Raw genomic sequence first — 18,763 nt, forward strand, 5'->3', positions numbered from 1 at the left:
TGCCGAGGCCGTACGATTCCGGGGAGTCGCTGCCGTAGCGCAGACCGATAAAGCCGACCACCAGAGCGATAATCGACGGGAAGATGAACATGCCGATCACATGGCCGTCGAACAGAACATTGGCCCCGAACAGGGCCACGCCAGCCGCACCCGCACCGCCGAGGTTGTGGGAGATGTTCCACATGCCCAGGTAGGAACCGCGCTTGCGCCGCGGGGTCCATTTGGTGATGGTCGAGTAGCTGCACGACCCGCCGGTGCTCTGGAAGAAACCGCTTAAGGCGTAGAAGGCGATCATCATAAACAGGCTGACCGAGCCGGTGCCCATGCTGGCGCTGAAGCCGAGCATACAAATCGCGGAGAGGATCAGCATAAACGGCAGGAACTGCTTGGTATTTTTGCCGTCCGCGTAGTACGACACCAGGGTTTTACCCACGCCGTAAGTGATGGAGAAGCCGAGACCAATCATCCCCAGCTGGGTCATGCTCAGCCCGTAGGTGGAGATCATGTCGTTCTGGGCGATGTTAAAGTTTTTGCGGATCAGATACATGGTCAGGTAGCCGATAAAGACCACCAGATAAGACTGCATGAAGGGTTTGAACCACATTTTGCGCCGCACATCGAGCGGCAGATCCAGGGTCGGCTTGCGCACCTGGTTGAGGAAGGCCAGCATGTTGGGTTGCTCCTGAGCTGATTTTTATACCTGCGAATGGCAGGCATTGTAAAAATCAGCCGGGGGCGTCGCCTGAGACAGCGTCCAGGTGGAACCGGGAAAATATCTTAGTTTTGGCCCACTCGGGACAAAAGGGTGAGGTACATCACGCTTCACTGGCCTCACGCGGCGTCTGGGCATTGAGGAACGGCAGCAGCAGCAGGGCGGAAATGCCCGCCGCGATGGCGATCGCCGCGAAGAATCCGCTCCAGTGCCAGGTGTCGATCACCCGCGCCAACGGCCAGCCGGAGAGTGATGCGCCCAGATAGGCGAACAGGCCAACAAAGCCGGTTGCCGCGCCCGCCGCATCTTTGTGCGAACACTCCGCCGCCGCCATGCCAATCAGCATCTGCGGTCCAAAGACGAAAAATCCGGTGGTGAAGAAGCAGGCTGCCTGCATCACGTAGCTGGCGAAGGGCATCAGCCACAGTGAACCGACCGAGAGCAAAATCCCGGCAGCAAAAATCAGGTTCATCGGCCCGCGGTTGCCATTGAACAACTTGTCCGAACCCCAGCCGGCAACCAACGCGCCGATAAACCCGCCCAGCTCAAACATCGACACCGCCGAGTTGGCGGTGACCAGATCGACGCCCAGCGTCTCGGACATGTACAGATTGCCCCAGTCATTGATCGCCGCACGCACGATGTACACCAGCACGTAGCACAGGGAAAGCAGCCAGATATACGGGTTCAGCAGCACGTATTTGGTGAGGATTTCCCGGCGCGTGAGCCCCTCGCCTTCCTGCTGCTGGGCAATCTCCAGCGCGTCGTGCCGCCAGTCGCCAATCGGCGGCAGGCCGACGGTTTGCGGCCTGTCCCGCAGTCGCCAGCACAAAAACAGCCCGGCGAGGATCGCCAGGCTACCGGCAATCATCATCCCCGCACGCCAGCCGTAGTGCAGTGCCGCCGCCCCGACCACGATCGGGATCCGCGCCCCGCCGACGTTGTGCGCGGTGTTCCAGAGGGCCCACCAGCCGCCGCGCTCGGTACGCGAATACCAGCTGGTCAGCAGACGGGCGCAAACCGGCGATCCCCAGCCCTGGAAAAAGGCGTTCAGCGCCCACAGCAGGGCAAAGGCCCACAGCGAGGTGGAGAAGCCGAACAGAATATTGACCACCCCGGTGGCGATCAGCCCCAGCCCCATAAAGTAGCGGGCGTTGGAGCGATCGCTGACGATACCGGAGACGAACTTCGACAGGCCGTAGGTGATGTAAAACAGCGTGGCCAGCAGGCCGATATCGGTGCGGGTCATCACCCCGCTGGCGAGGATCTCCGGCGCGGCAGCGTTAAAGCTTTTGCGGGTGAAATAGAACAGCGCGTAGCCGAGCCAGATGGTAAGCAAAATATGCCGCCGCCAGTAGCGATAGCGGGCATCGATCTCGGCTTTGTCGCCGATCGGCGCAGCGTTGGCGGGGGTTTTAAACATGATGTGTCCTTAGCGGCAAACTGACGCTGACGCGGGTACCGTGGGTGCAGGAGATAGCCAGCGTACCGCCCAGCGCCGTGACGCGCTCGCGCATTCCCGCCAGACCAAAGCCCTGCTGCGCGGAACCGGTCGGCAGCCCGCAGCCATCATCCTCAAGCAGCAGCATCAGCCGCTCATCCTGCTGCCATCCCTGTAGCGTTACCGCACTGGCGCTGGCGTGCTTGACGATATTATTCAGCCCTTCCTGGCAGACGCGGAACAGGGTCACGCGCTGGCCTTCGCTCAGCGTCGTCTCGTCGATATGCCAGTCGAGATGGCTGACGATGCCGCGACTTTCCAGCTCCATCTCGCGCATCAGGGAACGTACCGCCTGTTCAAGCGAGAGATCGTCCAGCTGACGCGGACGCAGCCGCCCCAGCAGACGGCGCACTGAGTCATACACCCCGAGAGAAAGCTGTTCGATATGCGCCCCGCCCTGCTTCACACCGGCGTTGTCCGGGGCCAGGCGCTGAACGATACCCGCCTGAGTACGAATCGCAGTGATGGTCTGGCCGATATCGTCATGCAGTTCGCGCGCCACCTCCCGGCGGACGTGCTCTTCGGTCTCCAGCAGCCGCTCGGCCAGGCGGCGGTTGCGCGCCAGCTCGGTTTGCAGGGACTGGTTCAGCTCGCGCAGACGCTGGATCCCCGCTCCGAGCAGCAGTCCGGTGAGGCTCTGCGCCAGCAGCGACAGCAGCAAATCCACCGGATGGTCGTGCCAGGTCTGGCTGGCAATCAACGCAATGGCGTTCATCAGGGTCGCAATCAGCGCCCCCTGCCAGCCGTAATGCCACGCGAGGGCGATGATCGGCAGCGCCAGACAGAACGGGGTAAAGCGCGACAGTTCTGCAGGCAGGCCAAGCTGCAGCCACAGGCTCACCACAAACAGCAGCACGTAGCCAATCAGATGGCGAGCGCGCCAGTTCACCGGCTGCGACACCAGCCCCGGCCCCAGCGGCTGCCAGACGGTGCTGGTGAGATAGTGCCAGATAACAAGGCAGGTGGGGGCCAGCGTCAGCCCGCCGGTCAGGGTCAGCAGCAGGGCGTTAAATGCCTCGGGTTGGTTGATCCACGCCAGCGATTGCAGCAGCGCGGCGGCGATCAGCGCCGCCCCCTGACGCAGCAAGGTGCGCCAGTCGCGCTGGTGGCGATAGCGGGAGATGAGTGCCACCGGGATCAGCGTCAACACGCTTCCGGTCATCAATATGGGCAGATGCGCCAGCGCCACTTCCTGCGCCAGCCAGAACAACATCAGCCACTCGGCCCCGAGCAGAACCGGCCAGTAGCCGCGCGGACATTGCAGCATCAGCCCCAGACGCAGGCCAAAGGGGAACAGCAGCACCGCCAGCTCCGGGCGCTCGACCAGGTGCAGGCTGATACTCCACAGGCAAAACCACGCGGCAGAGAAGATAAAGAAGCTGGCGATCACCGCCACCAGCCGGGAGAAGAAGGGGTTCATTACCAGCCGTCAAACATGCGGCGGGCCAGTTCGACGTCGTTGCTGACGCCGAGTTTTTCCATCAGGTTGGCGCGGTGAACGTGAACGGTTTTCGGCGACAGGCCAAGCTCGACGGCGATCTCTTTCACCGCCATCCCCTGGGCCAGCTTTTCCGCCACCTGGCGTTCGCGCTTCGTCAGCGGATCCTGCCGCCCCGCCGCCAGCTTGATGGCGATGTCCGGCGTCAGGTAGCACCCCCCCGTCGCCACGGTACGAACGGCGGCGATCAGCTCGTCCGGGCTACAGCGTTTAGAGAGAAATCCGCGCGCCCCGGCGTTCAGCGCCTGCTCCACCAGCGCCGGGCTGTCGTGGACCGACAGTATCACCGTCGCCATCCCCTTCGGCAGCTGGCTGAGCAGCTCCAGCCCGGATTGGTCCGGCATCGAGATATCGCAAATGCATACCTGTACCCCACGTCCCGGCAACCCGGCGAGCGCCTCGCGACCGGAGCCGAATTCGGCCACAACCTGAAAGTCGGGTTCCAGGTTCAGAAGCTGGGCAAATCCGGAGCGGACGATCAGGTGATCGTCGATAAGCGCGATGGTAGTCATGGTGCGGTCCTGGCGGGATGAAAAACGCGCTTACCTTAGCGATAAGCGCGCTGCTGTTCAAGCTGTGAACGATTTTCGCCGTCAGAGGATGCCGGTTGTCACCGTAAAGTGGCGCGTTTCGGCCTCTGCCAGGTGGATCAGACTGTCGCTACTTTGGGCCGCCAGGAAACCTTCCGGGCGACAGGTGGCCGGGAGGGCGAACGCGGCCACACGCTGATCGCCGTTGTAGAGGATCCACCGGGTGGCGTAGTTCAGCTCCGCGCTGGTAAAGCGGGTGACGAACGTGACGCCATCGGGTGCGATCATCCGAAATTCTGGGGTCCCGGTATAGCGATCGAGCCGATCGGCAAAAAAGACAATCTCCGGATCGTAATAGTGCGGCGCATCCAGCATCTTCAGCGTGGCTTCGCCCTGCTGCAGACGCTGATTAAACGCCAGCCACTGTTCGGTTGGCTTCACATGTGCCGGTATCGATTCGCGCAGTTGAATAGCCTCATCGGGGATATTCTGGCTGAACGTGGCCCCCTCAACGTACGCATAGTTCATGTGGCACATGTACTGCAGCGGCATTGGCACCGAGGCCAGATTGGTCACCGCCATGTCGATGTCGAACAGGGCGCTGTCTTTATGCAGAGTGACCGACGGGTGCGCCTGATAATGATGACCGAATCCCATCACATACTCATAGCGCCCGCCAATGCGCAGGCTGTCGCCCTCCAGCTCGAGCCAGGCATCGTCCATTGGCGCACACGGCATTTCACCGTGCAGCGGGTGCGTATCCTCGGGTGCAGGGCAGCCGTTTGCCAGCAGCCCGGAGTGAAACGCGAAGCAACCGTAAGTGGCGACCACCTCTTTTGCCGGCAGCGGCTGGCTGAACATGTTCTTCATCGTCAGATCGCGACCGTCGAACTCCGCATCCCAGATCATCTGACCCATCCACGGGAGGATCACCAGATGCCCGCGGGCATTCTGCACGCGCAGCCCTTCCACGCCGCTGGCATAGCGAAACGCCGTGACCGTAAAGTCGTCATTTTCCAGTAAGGTACGCGGCTGTTCATTAAACAGCGTGCGCCACAGGGGAAGTTTCGTCATTTTCAATCTCCTCAGGAGGCCGTGGCTTCGGTCAGTTCACGGCGTACTTTGCTTTCACGCCAGAAGTAGACGCCGACATAGACAAAGCACAGCATCGACACCAGGAAAGAGGCTTGCAACGAATGGAACATGTCAGCGACGTATCCCTGCACCGCAGGCACCACTGCCGCCCCGACAATCGCCATCACGATCACCGCACCCGCCATCTCGGTATGCTCGTTATCCACTGTATCCAGCGTGCCGGCATAAATGGTCGCCCAGCAAGGTCCAAACAGAATGCTCACCAGCACCGCCGCATATACCGCGCTGAAGCTCGGGGCCAGCGCAACGTAGACCAGCAGCAGCGCACCGATCACCGAATAGAGAATTAACACTTTTTCCGGGTTGAAGCGGGTCATCAGAATGTTGGCGATAAATTTGCCGATGAAGAAGCAGATGAAGCTGTACACCATAAAGTTGGAGGCATCGCGCTCGTTGATATCGCCCAGCTCCAGCGCCAGTCGGATGGTGAATGACCACACCGCGACCTGCATACCGACGTACAGGAACTGCGCCATAATGCCACGACGAAATCGCGGGTTCGCCGCCAGATAACGCAGGGTCTCCATCGCCGACGGGCGTTTGTGCTGCGCGGTTGTTGCCACTTTACAGGTCGGGAAGCGGGTCAGCAGGAACAGCACCATCACCACAACCAGCACCATAATCATGTACTTGTAGGGTTCGAGGGTGTTATCCAGCATCAGGATTTTAAACTGATGGATTTGCTCGGCGTTCATCCCGGCCATCTGCTTCTCGAGGCTGTCACCTTCGGAAAAGACCAGATATTTACCCAGCAGAATCCCGGCCACTGCGCCGATCGGGTAGAAGGTCTGGCTGACGTTAAGACGCAGCGTGGCGTAGGCTTTCGGGCCGAGCATCGAGCTGTAGGTATTGGCTGCGGTTTCCAGGAAACTCAGGCCAATAGCAATGGCGAAAATCGCCGCCAGGAACATGGTGTAGGTTGCCATGTGCGAGGCAGGGAAAAAGAGCGTACAGCCGACGATATAGAGCGTCAGCCCCATTAAAATCGCGATCTTATAGCTGCTCTTTTTAATCACCAGCGATGCCGGAATGGCGATCAGGAAATAACCGCCATAAAAAGCACTTTGCACCAGCGCAGAAGCAAAATTGCTGAGTGCAAATACACTTTTAAACTGCGTAATTAATATATCATTTAATGCCGCAGCGCATCCCCATAACGGGAATAAACAGGATAACAAAATAAACTGGAACAGAGGGGTTTTATTCAGATAGCCGTCAGGCATCTGAATGATATTTTTATCGTTCATAGTGCTACCTTTTAGTGTGCAGGGTTTTATTCGTTCATCGACAGAAATTCGTTGAATTGTTCAATGCTCGGGTAAGACGATTGCGTGCCTTTTCCGGTGACGCTGAACGCGGCAAAGAAGGAGGCTTTTTTCATGGCGGCTTCAACATCGCCGCTCTGGACGTAGTAGTGCGCGAAGCAGCCGATAAAGGCATCGCCTGCGCCGCTGGTATCCACCGCATTCACTTTAAATGCCGGGACGAACACGTCTTTATCACGCGTCATCCACAGCGCACCTTTTTCGCCCATGGTGACAATAATATTATTCAGCCCTTTATCCACCAGCGTTCTCGCGGCGAGGCAAATATTCTCGTAGGTATTCACCGGCATCCCGGTCAGAATTTCCAGCTCGGTTTCATTCGGTACAAAGAAATCACATTTACAGGCATAAGACATGTCTAATTCACGCAGTGCCGGTGCCGGATTTAATAACACCTGAATACCGTGTTTCTTACCAAATTCGATGGCGTGATAAACGGTTTCCAGCTGAACTTCAAGCTGCAATACAATGAGCTGACATTTTTTAAGATCGTCGGCCGCGCGATCGATATCTTCCGGCGAGAGGAATTTATTCGCCCCTTTGACAATCAGAATACTGTTGCTGGAACTGGCATTCACAAAAATCGGCGCCACGCCGCTGCTGGTGCAGGGCACTTTTTCGACATAGGTGGTATTGATGCCCCAGGACTCCAGATTACGGATCGTGTTATCGGCAAAAATATCGTCACCGACTTTGGTGAGCATCATCACCTTTGAATTCAGCTTAGCTGCCGCCACCGCCTGATTGGCCCCTTTACCACCACAGCCAATTTTAAAGGCTGGCGCTTCGAGCGTTTCACCCTCTTTCGGCATCTCGTTGATATAAGTGATGAGATCCACCATGTTGGAGCCGATAACCGCGATATCCATTTTACTTCCTCTCTGCAACAATCACATAACAATGATATTATCGTAACATTATCATGTTATTTCCGTATCATTTGTGACTGCGATCGCGATTAGACAATCCTCATGATTGTTTATTGTTTCACCACTCATTTTACGTGTTCGCCGTTTTTTCTCCGAGCCCCGGTGATGGCAAAGCGTGATCAAACAACATAAAACGATTAAATACATTGAGTTATACTGATAGCGCACCAGGTAATGTGGCTTTTCTTTAATGACGCCCGGCAATATAGTATGCCGCGGGAAAAATGTTTCGAACGCATCAAGAATGTTATTATAGAAACATCGAACAGTGCAGTAGCGGAGAAGGTGAATGGAAACAAAACAAAAAGAACGTATCCGGCGTCTGGTTGAACTGCTGAAGAAAACCGACCGCATTCACCTGAAAGAGGCCGCCCGGATGCTGGAAGTGTCGGTGATGACGATTCGTCGCGACCTGAGCCCCGACAATCAGGAGACGGTGCTGCCGTTAACGCTGCTGGGCGGGTATATCGTGATGGTCAACAAGCCGGCGACGGCGCCTGCCGCTCAGCCGGTCCGCAGCCAGACGCATCACCCTGACGATCTGCCGGTGGCAATTCTGGCCGCCGGGATGGTGGCGGAAAATGATCTGGTGTTTTTCGACAATGGTCCGGAGATGCCGCTGGTCATCAGCATGATCCCGGATGACATTACCTTTACCGGCATCTGCTACTCGCACCGGGTGTTTATCGCGCTCAACGAAAAACCGAATGCGACGGCCATTCTGTGCGGCGGCACCTACCGGGCGAAGAGCGATGCCTTCTATGACACCAGCAACCCGTCGGTGCTGGACTCCCTGAACCCGCGCAAGGCATTTATCTCCGCCAGCGGCGTGCATGAGCACTACGGTGTGACCTGGTTTAACCCGGATGACCTCGCCACCAAACGCAAGGCCATCCAGCACGGACTGCGTAAAATCCTGCTGGCGCGGTATGCCCTGTTTGATGAAGTGGCCTCCGCCAGCATCGGGCCGCTGTCCGCCTTTGATGTGCTGATCAGCGACCGACCGCTGCCGGCAGATTACCCGGCGCACTGCCGGAACGGGTTTGTGAAAGTCATCACCCCGGATTCCGCCAGCGAGTAGGTTATTCGAAGAACACCGCAATTTTGTTAAACATGGTCGGATCGGACTGGTTGCGCACCACTTTCACCACGTCTTCCAGCTTGTCGATCTGGGCCATCATCTGCTCCAGTCGCTGATCGTCGTTCACCAGCAGCCAGATGCGGCTGTGCTCGCTGCCCTGAATCGGCAGACAGAGAATGCCTTCTACGTTAAACGCCCGGCGGGCAAACAGCCCGCAGACGTGGGTCATGACGCCAGGGTGGTTGCGGACGGTGAGTTCCAGAATGACGTTATCATGTTGCTTCTGCATGGCTTATTCCCCCACCATTTCAGTATTGGCCGCACCCGGCGGAACCATCGGATAGACTTTTTGTTGTGGATCGATACGCACGTGGATCAGCGCCGGACCCGGGCGTGAGATCGCCGCCTGCAGCGCGGCATGCGCATCCTCTTGTGCATTTAAATCGCAGGTATGCAGGCCAAAACCGGCGGCAATCTGCATAAAGTTGATCGTTCCCGGATAGGTCGCAGCAAACACCCCCTGCTTGTAGAACAGGCTCTGCTGCTGATGCACCAGCCCCAGCGCTTCGTTGTTCATCAGAATGATTTTCACGTCCAGCTGGTTTTCCGCGGCGGTCGCCATCTCCTGAATGTTCATCATCAGGCTGCCGTCACCGGAGAAGCAGATCACCTTGCGATCCGGGTTCGCCAGCGCCGCGCCGACGGCGGCAGGCAGGCCAAAGCCCATCGTCCCCAGCCCGCCGGAGGTGAGCCACTGGCGCGGACGGTTCAGCGGATAGGCCTGCGCCGTCCACATCTGATGCTGACCCACGTCGGTGGTGATGATGGCGCTGTCGTCCACGCAGGCGGCGACGGCGTTAATCAGCCCGTAGTGGCTCAGCGGATCGCCAGCGGTTGGGATCGCCCCCGGGAACTCCTGCTGCAATCCGCTCACCTGCTGATGCCACGCGCTGCGTGGAGTGGCCTCAATCTGCGGCAGCAGCTGAGCCAGCACCTCGTTCACATCACCCTGAATGGCGACGTGCGGCTGCTTGATTTTGCCCAGTTCGGCGCGGTCGATATCCACGTGAATGATTTTGGCATTCGGGCAGAACTGCTCGGTTTTGCCAATCGCCCGGTCATCAAAACGTGCGCCGAGAACAATCAGCAGATCGGCTTCCTGCAGGATAAAGTTGGTGCTGCGCGCGCCGTGCATCCCGAGCATCCCCAGCGACAGCGGGTGCGCTTTTGGCAGCATACCCAGCGCCATCAGGGTCATGGTGGTTGGCAGACTGGCTTTTTCGGCCAGCGTGCGCACCGCTTGCGGGGCATCGATTACTCCACCACCCAGATACAGTACCGGACGCTCTGCGGCGTTGATCATCGCGGCGGCTTCGCGCACGCTGTCGGCGCTGAATTCCGGCGAGGGCGCACGGGTGCCTGGGTCGGGCAAGACGTCGATCTCAATTTCAGCGGTCTGCACATCCTTAGGAATGTCTATCCACACCGGGCCTGGACGGCCGGACTGCGCAATGCGGAACGCATCGCTGATAACCTGCGGTAATTCGCTGATATCGCGCACTAAATAGTTGTGCTTGGTGATGGGGATAGAGATGCCGTAGGTGTCAACTTCCTGGAACGCATCGGTGCCGATCATCGAGGCAGGCACCTGGCCGGTAATGCAGACTAACGGAATAGAGTCGAGGCGCGCATCGGCGATGGCGGTCACCAGGTTGGTGGCCCCCGGCCCGCTACAGGCCATGCAGACCGCCGGTTTGCCTTCGGTACGCGCCATGCCCTGGGCGATAAAGCCCGCGCCCTGCTCGTGACGCGCCAGCACATGGCGGATCTGCGTGCTCTGGCTTAAGGCGTCGTACAGCGGAAGAACCGTCCCGCCAGGAATACCGGCAACAATCGTAATGCCCTGACGTTCCAGTAAATGAACGATTAACTGCGCGCCAGTAAAGCGCGTCTTAATGGATGTTGTGCCCGAACTTGCCATGCTCCAGTCCTTTTATTCTGGGCCGACTTTCCGGGGGGCGTTAAACAAAAACCCCGCCGGTTTGCGCCGGCGGGGTTTGGAATCGTGTGTTGATTCAGTCCCTACGGCGCATTGCCGACGACCACCACCACACGCACGACGACCACTGCGGCTGGGTGCGCAGTTTTTAGTAGGGTCGAAGTCAGGATGGAAGCGTTCATGAGGACCTGTCTCTGGAATCATTGAGTGGATTTATACAAACACAGGTTTTCAGACGTGACAATGGAATTATTTTCATCTGCATAAAAATGCGTCAGCGATCACGTTTTTTATGCTGGATGATGAAAACAGTCGATCGCTGTTTTCACCTTATTCAATGAATAAAGCAGGCGATATGCCAAATCGGGCCGCCAGCTTTTTTATGTGGTTCAAGGTGAGCTGACGCTGGCCATTAAGCACTCTTGAAACCATTGATTTACTGCCAATTTCTTCCTGAAAGTCAGCCAGGGTCAATTTATACTGATCCATGAGGCTTCTTAAAACCGCAATACCGACAGGGAGAGATTCCATTTCCTCGCGTAACGCAATCATGGCGGGTTGATTCGCTTCGTAGCGGCTGATTCTTGCGCACACGATATCCAGCAAAGGACTGTCTGGATCGTACATCAGCAAGTACTCAACCAGCTCAAGCGCTTCGTTATAATCTTTCTCGTTCGGATGTTCACCCAGTAACGGAACTGCCGCCACAAGGGCGTGCGTAGCTTTCATTGCATCAGCGACGATCATCATTTCTTCCTCTTGGTGCGATGTTTATCCGTAAAACGGTCATATTCCTTATGAGTAAAAACATGGCGCACATAAAACTTCTGGCTTTCAAAGAAAATGAGAGCCACTACTCTGAGACTGTTATTTGCAATATCAATAACATAGTGCTTATCCAGATACTTAAAATTGTCCAGTGTTGGATAGAGCCTTTTAAGCGCAGCAGGCGTCGGGCAATTTCCCTTTTCGATAATTCTTCCCAGAAGGAGAAGCTCTTCCTTGTGCTGCGGGAACTGATTTACCGCATCTAAAATAGCCTTCATTGAAATTAAGTGCATGCTTCTTGCCTGCCGCGTCCGTTGCCATTATGGCAAAGATAATAATCATTGCCAATTAGTCAACGGACATCATTTTTATGCGTGGTTTTTCGGATTTTGCAGTGGGTAGCCGCCCCGCTTCAATCACTGGCAACATTAGTTGCCGAAAATGTTTATAAACCCTGCCTTATTCCCCTTCTTCATTCATCACTGCAATGCTTAACTTGTTATCTTACTGTGGTAGATTCACCCCGCCTTTTGCGCCACAGGCAGTTACTTATTCTTTATCTCAATAAATTAAGAACATATTCAGCGACATGAAAAAACAACGGAACGTTAATTTACTATTAATGTTGGTCCTGCTGGTCGCCGTCGGTCAGATGGCGCAGACCATTTATATCCCGGCGATTGCAGATATGGCGAAGGCGTTGCAGGTACGTGAAGGGGCCGTCCAGAGCGTAATGGCCGCCTATCTGCTGACCTATGGCGTGTCGCAGCTGTTCTACGGCCCGCTCTCGGACCGCGTCGGCCGCCGTCCGGTAATCCTCGTCGGCATGACCATTTTTATGATCGCGACCCTGATTGCGATGACCACCCACAGCCTGAGTACGCTGATTGCTGCCAGTGCATTGCAGGGTGTCGGCACCGGGGTGGGCGGCGTGATGGCCCGTACCCTGCCGCGCGATATGTATCAGGGCAGCCAGCTTCGGCATGCCAACAGCCTGCTGAATATGGGCATTCTGGTTAGCCCGCTGCTGGCGCCGCTGATTGGTGGCCTGCTGGATACGATGTGGTCCTGGCGCGCCTGTTACGGTTTCCTGCTGGTGCTGTGCGTGATTGTGACCTTCAGCATGGCGCGCTGGATGCCGGAAACCCGACCAACGGATGCGCCGCGCACGAAGCTGCTGACCAGCTACAAAATCCTGTTCGGCAACGGCGCCTTTACCTGTTACGTGCTGATGCTGATCGGCGGCCTGGCGGGCATCGCCGTATTCGAAGCCAGCTCCGGGGTACTTCTGGGTGCGGGGCTCGGTCTCAGCAGCATGGTGGTGAGTATTCTGTTTATTCTGCCGATCCCGGCGGCGTTTTTCGGCGCCTGGTTTGCCGGACGCGCCAATAAACGCTTTTCTACCCTGATGTGGCAGGCGGTGGTGAGCTGTCTGCTGGCGGGGTTGATGATGTGGATCCCAGGCCTGTTCGGGGTGATGACCGTCTGGACCCTGCTGATCCCGGCGGCGCTGTTCTTCTTTGGCGCGGGGATGTTGTTCCCGCTGGCGACCAGCGGCGCGATGGAGCCGTTCCCGTTCCTCGCGGGTACCGCCGGGGCGCTGGTGGGTGGCCTGCAGAATATCGGCTCGGGCGCGCTGGCCTGGCTCTCCGCAATGCTGCCGCAAAACGGGCAGGCAAGCCTGGGCTTGCTGATGACGTTAATGGGCCTGCTGATTTTGCTGTGCTGGCTGCCGCTGGCCTCCCGCGTTTCGCATCACGAACAGGCGGTGTAATCAGGTCGCCTTTTCTTTCAACCAGTGGATAAAGGCATCAATTTTTGGCCACTGACGCCCGGACAGCGTCGACACGTAATAGTGCTGGTGGCATTTCAGGGTCTGCTCGCCAAACGGCGCGATCAGCTCACCACGATCCAGACGCTTCTGCACCAGCCGTTTTCGCCCCATCGCCACGCCAACGTGGTTGATGGCGGCGATCACCGCTAAATCTGAACGATCGAATCCAATTCCCGCCGATGGCGGCAAGTTCACCGCAAAATGTTGCGCCCAACTAAACCACTCGTCAGTACCGGAATCGTTACTCCAGGCCTGTCTGTCATGCAGCAGCGTGCAGTGGCGCAGGTTATCGGGATTGCTCAGCAGCTGATGCTCGCGGGCATAATCCGGTGAGCAGACCGGCAGGATCGCCTCATCCATTAAAAAGTGGTGTGAGAGCTGAGTTGGCGGCATATCGTCGAAGTAGAGCGCCAGATCGATGCCGGTTCGCTGCATATTAACGTAATCATTCCCGGTCAGGATGGTGAGCGAGATAGACGGATAGCGGCGGGTAAAGTCACCCAACATCGGTACCAGCCAGCACTGGGCAATCGACGGGCGCGAATAGACGGTCAGCGTGCCGGAAAGGGCCTGGTTTTTGATGTCGAGGATCTCCTGATTCAGGGTATCCAGCGACGATTTCAGGGTCCAGTAGACGCGCTTTCCCTCCTGGGTCAGCTCCACTTTACGGTGTGAGCGGACAAACAGCGCAATCCCCAACTCCTCTTCCAGCAGGTTCATCCGATGGCTTACCGCACTCGGGCTCAGGGACAGCTCTTCTGCCGCCAGCGCGAACGACTCGTGTCGCGCGGCCACTTCAAAGGTGTGCATCTTCGACAGCTGCCAGCCATTCAGTAAGCGATGTCTCGCCTCATTGCCCTCGTTCATCACCCTGCTCTCTTTTGCCTCATATCTGCCCCCAGAATACCCGTTAAAGATGAGAAAATGAGAACCAACGACGCTATAAATGCATTTTTTAGAGGAATGTCACTCAGTTGATCCAATCTGGCTCATGTGAGCCGTAATTTATATCGTTTGTCAGCCCCGGCGGTTTTTTCGTCCAATACCCGCAGATAACTTGAGGGTGAGGTGAGATATGGGATCTCCGGTCTGGGTTGTGGCCACGCTGCTAATAAGCATCGTGCTGATTGTGTTTACTATCGTAAAACTGAAGTTTCACCCGTTCCTCGCCCTGCTGCTGGCGAGCTTTTTTGTCGGCAGCATGATGAGGATGAGTCCGCTGGATATGGTCAACGCCATTGAGAGCGGCATCGGCGGCACGCTGGGCTTTCTGGCGGCGGTCATTGGCCTTGGCACTATTCTGGGCAAAATGATGGAAGTGTCGGGGGCGGCGGAGCGGATTGGTCTGACGCTACAGCGCTGCCGCTGGCTCTCTGTCGATGTGATCATGGTACTGGTGGGGATGATTTGCGGCATTACGCTGTTCGTTGAAGTGGGCGTGGTGCTGCTGATCCCGCTGGCCTTCTCCATCGCCAAAAAGACCCATACTTCGCTGCTCAAACTGGCAATCCCACTCTGTACCGCGCTGATGGCGGTGCACTGCGTGGTGCCGCCGCACCCGGCGGCGCTGTTTGTCACCAATAAGCTGGGTGCCGATGTCGGGACGGTGATCGTCTATGGCCTGCTGGTCGGGCTGATGGCTTCCCTGATCGGCGGCCCGCTGTTCCTGAAGCTGCTGGGCAACCGCCTGCCGTTTAAATCCGTTCCGGCTGAATTTTCAGACCTGAACGTGCGGGAGGAGCATACCCTGCCGTCGCTGGGTGCCACGCTGTTTACCGTCCTGCTGCCCATCGGCCTGATGCTGGTGAAAACCCTCGCCGAACTGAATATGGCGAAAACCGGCACCTTGTATACGCTGCTGGAGTTTATCGGCAACCCGATCACGGCGATGTTTATTGCGGTGTTTGTCGCCTACTACCTGCTGGGGCTGCGTCAGCAGATGGGGATGGCTACCCTGCTGACCCATACCGAAAACGGTTTTGGATCGATCGCCAATATTCTGCTGATTATTGGCGCGGGCGGGGCGTTTAACGCGATCCTCAAAACCAGCGGTTTAGCCGATACGCTGGCGCTGATTCTGTCGAATCTGCATATGCATCCCATCCTGCTCGCCTGGCTGGTGGCACTGATCCTGCACGCAGCGGTGGGGTCTGCCACAGTGGCGATGATGGGTGCGACGGCGATTGTCGCCCCGATGCTGCCACTCTACCCAAACGTCAGTCCGGAGATCATCACCATTGCCATCGGTTCCGGAGCCATTGGCTGCACGATCGTCACCGATTCACTCTTCTGGCTGGTGAAGCAGTACTGTGGTGCCAGCCTGAATGAGACCTTCAAATACTATACGACGGCGACTTTTATCGCTTCGGTGCTTGCACTTGGCGGCACGTTCCTGCTTTCTTTTATTATCTAGCGCGAAGAGATCTCTTATGGAAAACGCAAACATCACCACCTTAATCGCCCAATATCCTCTGGTTGAGGACCTGATCGCTCTGAAAGAGACGACCTGGTTTAACCCGAAAGTCACCACCCTTGCTGAAGGGCTACCGTGGGTGGGGTTGACGCAGGCGGATGTGGACGATGCCCATGCCCGGCTGGCGCGCTTTGCCCCCTGGCTGGCGAAAGCCTTCCCGGAAACGGCAGACAATCACGGCATTATCGAATCCCCGCTGGTCGCCCTTCCGGCCATGCACGCGCGGCTGGAAAAAGAGACCGGGATGACGATCCCCGGCACCCTGCTGCTGAAAAAAGACAGCCACCTGCCGATTTCGGGCTCGATTAAAGCCCGCGGCGGTATCTATGAAGTACTGGCCCACGCCGAAAAACTGGCGCTGGCCGCCGGGTTGTTATCCCTTGAGGATGACTACAGCAAGCTGCTCCAGCCGGAATACCGTGAGTTCTTTGGCCGTCACAGCATTGCGGTCGGTTCGACCGGCAATCTAGGGCTCTCCATTGGCATCGCCAGCGCCCGCGTCGGCTTTAAGGTGACGGTGCATATGTCCGCCGACGCCCGGGAGTGGAAAAAAGCCAAACTGCGCAGCCACGGGGTGACGGTTGTTGAGTACGAACAGGATTACGGCGTCGCGGTGGAGCAAGGGCGCAAAGCGGCTGAAAGCGATCCGAACTGCTTCTTTATCGACGATGAAAACTCCCACACCCTGTTCTTAGGCTATGCCGTGGCGGGCGAGCGCCTGAAAGCGCAGTTCGCCGAACAGGGCCGGGTGGTAGATGCAGATCACCCGCTGTTTGTCTATCTGCCGTGCGGCGTGGGCGGCGGGCCTGGCGGGGTGGCATTTGGGCTGAAGCTGGCCTTTGGCGATCACGTACACTGCTTCTTTGCCGAGCCGACGCACTCTCCGTGCATGCTGTTGGGGGTGTATACCGGCCTCCACGATGAGATTGCGGTGCAGGATCTGGGGATTGATAACCTCACCGCAGCCGATGGCCTGGCGGTCGGCCGTGCCTCCGGCTTTGTCGGCCGCGCAATGGAGCGCCTGCTTGATGGGTTTTACACCCTCTCGGATCAGAGCATGTACAACATGCTGGGCTGGCTGGCGCAAGAGGAAAACATTCGCCTTGAGCCGTCGGCGCTGGCGGGCATGGCCGGGCCGGTACGCCTCGCCGCCTCCGGTCGCTATCCGCTGGAGAACGCCACCCATCTGGTGTGGGCCACCGGCGGCGGCATGGTCCCGGACGACGAGATGGCAAAGTATCTGGCGAAAGGGCAGTAACCTAGCGGCTCTGGTACAGCAGGGCCATCAGCTCAATTGGCGAACGGTGATGGCGGATTAAATCGCGCATCACCCGCATATGCGGGGCCGAATGGCGGAAAAAGGCCTGATACCCCGCGCACAGCATGCTTTTACCGTCTGTCCGCTGCGTCGGGCCATCGCGGCTGCACAGCGGGCGCGCCATGCAGGTCTGGCATTCCGGGGGCAATGCCGTGTGTTCCCGCTGTGCGCAGGTTGACGGCGTGTCGCACCACACCGCCAGCGTCAAATCAAAAAGCGGCACAACGACGCGACCTATATCCTCCCGCACCCAGACATCAAACACCGCCGACAGAAATACCCCCCACTGACAGTCGGTAATCGCATCCGGGTTATCGCGATCCTGCAGGGGAATAAACTGCAGAGACGGTTTGCCCTGCGCGCGCAGAGTGCGATACAGCCGCTCCGGTTGCTGGCTGTTCTGACGATCCACCACCGTTTGCAGCGTGAAAGGCACGGGCTTCGCCTTAATATGACATCCTGTCATGGGAGTTCCCTGATAAAAGTAATGAGACGATTAACATGAGTAGCAGCAAACAGTAATGCGAGGGATAACACTGCGAGGGCGATCATAAATTTAATACGCACCGAGCGGGATGCTGAAAAGTCATACTGGGCCACATCCATCAGATTACGGCTGCGGGTGTAGTACCAGAGCACCAGCGCCACAATCGCCAGTATCCCCAGCGAGACCCAAAACAGCACGCCCGCCTGCTGCCAGTTATGCTTAATCGCCAGCACCATTAAGGCACCGTAGCCCAGCAGGGTGCGAAACCAGGCCAGCGAGGTGCGCTCCGGCTGCAAACCGGGATCGGCCAGCCGACGCGCCTTGCGGCTATCCGCCATACAGCACCAGCCCCATGACCACCACCGCCACCACCATCAGGATCAGGCTGATAATCAGCAAGCTGTGGGTATAAGGCAGATCCTCTTTCAGGCGCATCGCCTGTTCATTTCGCAGCCAGCGCAGGTAGCCGTAGATCGCAAGCCCCCCAGAGAACAAGCACAGCAGCAGCGCCAGCAGCTGGCGAATAACCGGTGTCGCAAAGTCGGGGGCTAACTGGTCGAGGCCGACACCGGCCGCCAGAAAACCCAGCGCGGTGCGGATCCACGCCAGAAAGGTACGCTCGTTCGCCAGCGAGAAGCGATAATCCGGCGCTTCGCCGAGGCGGGAAATTTTCATATGCATTCCTTTTTGCTGTCATTGCCGGACGGCGGCATAAACACCTTATCCGGCATTTTAGTTAGAACTTCTACTTTTTCACCTCCACTTTCACACCCTGGGTTGGTAAACCCGTGTCGTAGTCGCTTACAACGGGAGGGTAACCGTCGCAGGGACACGGGGGGATGAGAGCTATCAGGTCACCTGGCCGTGCGATAAGAAAAAGCCGCTGATCCCACCCTCTACACGTTACAGGGGTGCGGAAAGTTCCACCTCCGCGATGGCAAGAGCATTACGCTCAGCGGCGCCGGGTAAAACGATTAATGCAGTTCAGGCCAGTAATCTTTGTTGGCCGGGATGAAATCATCAAGAATTGCTTTTGCGACAGATGCACTCGGCACGGTTTTCGACAGCGTAATCGCCTGCCAGAGCTTCTGATACGAACGCTGTTCCCAGGCATCGACCACCAGTTTTTCCACCGCCACCTGCTGGCTCATTA

At 57.5% G+C, this 18,763-nt stretch carries 20 protein-coding genes and 2 pseudogenes; 4 read left to right on the top strand and 18 right to left on the bottom strand.

The features are described 5' to 3' along the window. The 7 genes from ACRDD5_RS15080 to rbsK form a co-directional block, all read right to left on the bottom strand. A partial coding sequence (locus tag ACRDD5_RS15080) for an MFS transporter (RefSeq protein ID WP_438677183.1) occupies window positions 1-670 on the bottom strand: 670 nt, incomplete at its 3' end. A gap of 145 nt (window positions 671-815) precedes the next feature. Beyond that, window positions 816-2,135 carry an MFS transporter gene (locus tag ACRDD5_RS15085; RefSeq protein WP_438677184.1) on the bottom strand — a complete coding sequence of 440 codons (1,320 nt, stop codon included), beginning with the start codon at window positions 2,133-2,135 and terminating at the stop codon, window positions 816-818. Then, complete coding sequence (uhpB, locus tag ACRDD5_RS15090) at window positions 2,128-3,633, bottom strand: signal transduction histidine-protein kinase/phosphatase UhpB (RefSeq protein ID WP_438677185.1); 1,506 nt, start codon at window positions 3,631-3,633, stop codon at window positions 2,128-2,130. Before uhpB ends, ACRDD5_RS15085 begins: the two co-directional genes overlap by 8 nt. Beyond that, window positions 3,633-4,223 carry a transcriptional regulator UhpA gene (gene uhpA / locus ACRDD5_RS15095; RefSeq protein WP_438677186.1) on the bottom strand — a complete coding sequence of 197 codons (591 nt, stop codon included), beginning with the start codon at window positions 4,221-4,223 and terminating at the stop codon, window positions 3,633-3,635. The genes uhpB and uhpA overlap by 1 nt, the downstream gene beginning before the upstream one ends. An 81-nt stretch (window positions 4,224-4,304) precedes the next feature. Beyond that, window positions 4,305-5,315, bottom strand: a complete 1,011-nt coding sequence (locus ACRDD5_RS15100; protein WP_438677187.1) for an aldose 1-epimerase family protein — start codon at window positions 5,313-5,315, stop codon at window positions 4,305-4,307. Window positions 5,316-5,326: 11 nt separating this feature from the next. After that, window positions 5,327-6,643: an L-fucose:H+ symporter permease gene (fucP, locus tag ACRDD5_RS15105; RefSeq protein WP_271283029.1), complete on the bottom strand. Its 1,317-nt coding sequence runs from the start codon at window positions 6,641-6,643 to the stop codon at window positions 5,327-5,329. 26 nt (window positions 6,644-6,669) lie between these two features. Continuing rightward, on the bottom strand, window positions 6,670-7,590 hold the full coding sequence (gene rbsK, locus ACRDD5_RS15110; RefSeq protein WP_438677188.1) for a ribokinase: 921 nt from the start codon (window positions 7,588-7,590) through the stop codon (window positions 6,670-6,672). A 349-nt stretch (window positions 7,591-7,939) separates the two neighbouring features. On the opposite strand from rbsK, the gene ACRDD5_RS15115 reads away from it, so the two are divergent. Further along, window positions 7,940-8,731 (top strand): DeoR family transcriptional regulator, encoded by a 792-nt coding sequence (locus ACRDD5_RS15115; protein ID WP_438677189.1) that lies wholly within the window; start codon window positions 7,940-7,942, stop codon window positions 8,729-8,731. A gap of 1 nt (window position 8,732) precedes the next feature. On the opposite strand, the gene ilvN is transcribed toward ACRDD5_RS15115, so the two are convergent. The 5 genes from ilvN to ACRDD5_RS15140 all read right to left on the bottom strand — a co-directional run bounded on the left by ilvN (window position 8,733) and on the right by ACRDD5_RS15140 (window position 11,791). Continuing rightward, window positions 8,733-9,020, bottom strand: coding sequence for an acetolactate synthase small subunit (gene ilvN / locus ACRDD5_RS15120; protein ID WP_271283032.1), 288 nt, complete (start codon window positions 9,018-9,020; stop codon window positions 8,733-8,735). Between the two features lie 3 nt (window positions 9,021-9,023). Further along, window positions 9,024-10,712 (bottom strand): acetolactate synthase large subunit, encoded by a 1,689-nt coding sequence (gene ilvB, locus ACRDD5_RS15125; protein WP_271283033.1) that lies wholly within the window; start codon window positions 10,710-10,712, stop codon window positions 9,024-9,026. Between the two features lie 101 nt (window positions 10,713-10,813). Continuing rightward, window positions 10,814-10,912, bottom strand: a complete 99-nt coding sequence (gene ivbL, locus ACRDD5_RS15130) for an ilvB operon leader peptide IvbL (protein ID WP_271283034.1) — start codon at window positions 10,910-10,912, stop codon at window positions 10,814-10,816. Between the two features lie 148 nt (window positions 10,913-11,060). After that, complete coding sequence (locus ACRDD5_RS15135) at window positions 11,061-11,480, bottom strand: helix-turn-helix domain-containing protein (protein ID WP_438677190.1); 420 nt, start codon at window positions 11,478-11,480, stop codon at window positions 11,061-11,063. Continuing rightward, on the bottom strand, window positions 11,477-11,791 hold the full coding sequence (locus ACRDD5_RS15140; protein WP_438677191.1) for a type II toxin-antitoxin system HigB family toxin: 315 nt from the start codon (window positions 11,789-11,791) through the stop codon (window positions 11,477-11,479). Before ACRDD5_RS15140 ends, ACRDD5_RS15135 begins: the two co-directional genes overlap by 4 nt. 296 nt (window positions 11,792-12,087) lie before the next feature. On the opposite strand from ACRDD5_RS15140, the gene emrD reads away from it, so the two are divergent. After that, entirely contained in the window at window positions 12,088-13,272 is a 1,185-nt protein-coding gene (emrD, locus tag ACRDD5_RS15145; protein ID WP_438677192.1) for a multidrug efflux MFS transporter EmrD, read from the top strand. On the opposite strand, the gene dsdC is transcribed toward emrD, so the two are convergent. Beyond that, window positions 13,273-14,199, bottom strand: a complete 927-nt coding sequence (gene dsdC, locus ACRDD5_RS15150; RefSeq protein WP_271283039.1) for a DNA-binding transcriptional regulator DsdC — start codon at window positions 14,197-14,199, stop codon at window positions 13,273-13,275. A gap of 208 nt (window positions 14,200-14,407) precedes the next feature. Here dsdC and dsdX point away from each other — a divergent pair, with 208 nt between their 5' ends. After that, window positions 14,408-15,745, top strand: coding sequence for a D-serine transporter DsdX (dsdX, locus tag ACRDD5_RS15155; RefSeq protein WP_438677193.1), 1,338 nt, complete (start codon window positions 14,408-14,410; stop codon window positions 15,743-15,745). Window positions 15,746-15,761: 16 nt separating this feature from the next. Further along, window positions 15,762-17,063 carry a D-serine ammonia-lyase gene (gene dsdA, locus ACRDD5_RS15160; RefSeq protein WP_438677194.1) on the top strand — a complete coding sequence of 434 codons (1,302 nt, stop codon included), beginning with the start codon at window positions 15,762-15,764 and terminating at the stop codon, window positions 17,061-17,063. Window position 17,064: 1 nt separating this feature from the next. On the opposite strand, the gene ACRDD5_RS15165 is transcribed toward dsdA, so the two are convergent. From ACRDD5_RS15165 to ACRDD5_RS15185, 5 genes and pseudogenes are all read right to left on the bottom strand, one after another. Beyond that, window positions 17,065-17,589, bottom strand: a complete 525-nt coding sequence (locus ACRDD5_RS15165; RefSeq protein ID WP_438677195.1) for a radical SAM protein — start codon at window positions 17,587-17,589, stop codon at window positions 17,065-17,067. Beyond that, window positions 17,586-17,948 carry a DUF202 domain-containing protein gene (locus ACRDD5_RS15170; protein WP_438677196.1) on the bottom strand — a complete coding sequence of 121 codons (363 nt, stop codon included), beginning with the start codon at window positions 17,946-17,948 and terminating at the stop codon, window positions 17,586-17,588. The genes ACRDD5_RS15165 and ACRDD5_RS15170 overlap by 4 nt, the downstream gene beginning before the upstream one ends. Beyond that, the gene (locus ACRDD5_RS15175; protein WP_271283044.1) at window positions 17,938-18,285 is read right to left on the bottom strand and encodes a YidH family protein; all 348 of its coding nucleotides are present in this window, start codon (window positions 18,283-18,285) and stop codon (window positions 17,938-17,940) included. Before ACRDD5_RS15175 ends, ACRDD5_RS15170 begins: the two co-directional genes overlap by 11 nt. Before the next feature lie 70 nt (window positions 18,286-18,355). Further along, window positions 18,356-18,445: pseudogene (locus tag ACRDD5_RS15180) on the bottom strand (sulfatase/phosphatase domain-containing protein); the annotation flags it as partial. A 139-nt stretch (window positions 18,446-18,584) separates the two neighbouring features. Then, window positions 18,585-18,763 (bottom strand): annotated as a pseudogene (locus ACRDD5_RS15185) (6-phospho-alpha-glucosidase); the annotation flags it as partial.

The sequence above is a fragment of the Silvania sp. genome, from assembly GCF_051656365.1.
Lineage (GTDB): Bacteria > Pseudomonadota > Gammaproteobacteria > Enterobacterales > Enterobacteriaceae > Enterobacter > Enterobacter hatchlandensis.

Coding starts and splice junctions, on each gene's coding strand:
- ACRDD5_RS15085 (WP_438677184.1), bottom strand. CDS start 2,135: ATGTTTAAAACCCCCGCCAACGCTGCGCCGATCGGCGACAAAGCCGAG.
- uhpB (WP_438677185.1), bottom strand. CDS start 3,633: ATGAACCCCTTCTTCTCCCGGCTGGTGGCGGTGATCGCCAGCTTCTTT.
- uhpA (WP_438677186.1), bottom strand. CDS start 4,223: ATGACTACCATCGCGCTTATCGACGATCACCTGATCGTCCGCTCCGGA.
- ACRDD5_RS15100 (WP_438677187.1), bottom strand. CDS start 5,315: ATGACGAAACTTCCCCTGTGGCGCACGCTGTTTAATGAACAGCCGCGT.
- fucP (WP_271283029.1), bottom strand. CDS start 6,643: ATGAACGATAAAAATATCATTCAGATGCCTGACGGCTATCTGAATAAA.
- rbsK (WP_438677188.1), bottom strand. CDS start 7,590: ATGGATATCGCGGTTATCGGCTCCAACATGGTGGATCTCATCACTTAT.
- ACRDD5_RS15115 (WP_438677189.1), top strand. CDS start 7,940: ATGGAAACAAAACAAAAAGAACGTATCCGGCGTCTGGTTGAACTGCTG.
- ilvN (WP_271283032.1), bottom strand. CDS start 9,020: ATGCAGAAGCAACATGATAACGTCATTCTGGAACTCACCGTCCGCAAC.
- ilvB (WP_271283033.1), bottom strand. CDS start 10,712: ATGGCAAGTTCGGGCACAACATCCATTAAGACGCGCTTTACTGGCGCG.
- ivbL (WP_271283034.1), bottom strand. CDS start 10,912: ATGAACGCTTCCATCCTGACTTCGACCCTACTAAAAACTGCGCACCCA.
- ACRDD5_RS15135 (WP_438677190.1), bottom strand. CDS start 11,480: ATGATGATCGTCGCTGATGCAATGAAAGCTACGCACGCCCTTGTGGCG.
- ACRDD5_RS15140 (WP_438677191.1), bottom strand. CDS start 11,791: ATGCACTTAATTTCAATGAAGGCTATTTTAGATGCGGTAAATCAGTTC.
- emrD (WP_438677192.1), top strand. CDS start 12,088: ATGAAAAAACAACGGAACGTTAATTTACTATTAATGTTGGTCCTGCTG.
- dsdC (WP_271283039.1), bottom strand. CDS start 14,199: ATGAACGAGGGCAATGAGGCGAGACATCGCTTACTGAATGGCTGGCAG.
- dsdX (WP_438677193.1), top strand. CDS start 14,408: ATGGGATCTCCGGTCTGGGTTGTGGCCACGCTGCTAATAAGCATCGTG.
- dsdA (WP_438677194.1), top strand. CDS start 15,762: ATGGAAAACGCAAACATCACCACCTTAATCGCCCAATATCCTCTGGTT.
- ACRDD5_RS15165 (WP_438677195.1), bottom strand. CDS start 17,589: ATGACAGGATGTCATATTAAGGCGAAGCCCGTGCCTTTCACGCTGCAA.
- ACRDD5_RS15170 (WP_438677196.1), bottom strand. CDS start 17,948: ATGGCGGATAGCCGCAAGGCGCGTCGGCTGGCCGATCCCGGTTTGCAG.
- ACRDD5_RS15175 (WP_271283044.1), bottom strand. CDS start 18,285: ATGAAAATTTCCCGCCTCGGCGAAGCGCCGGATTATCGCTTCTCGCTG.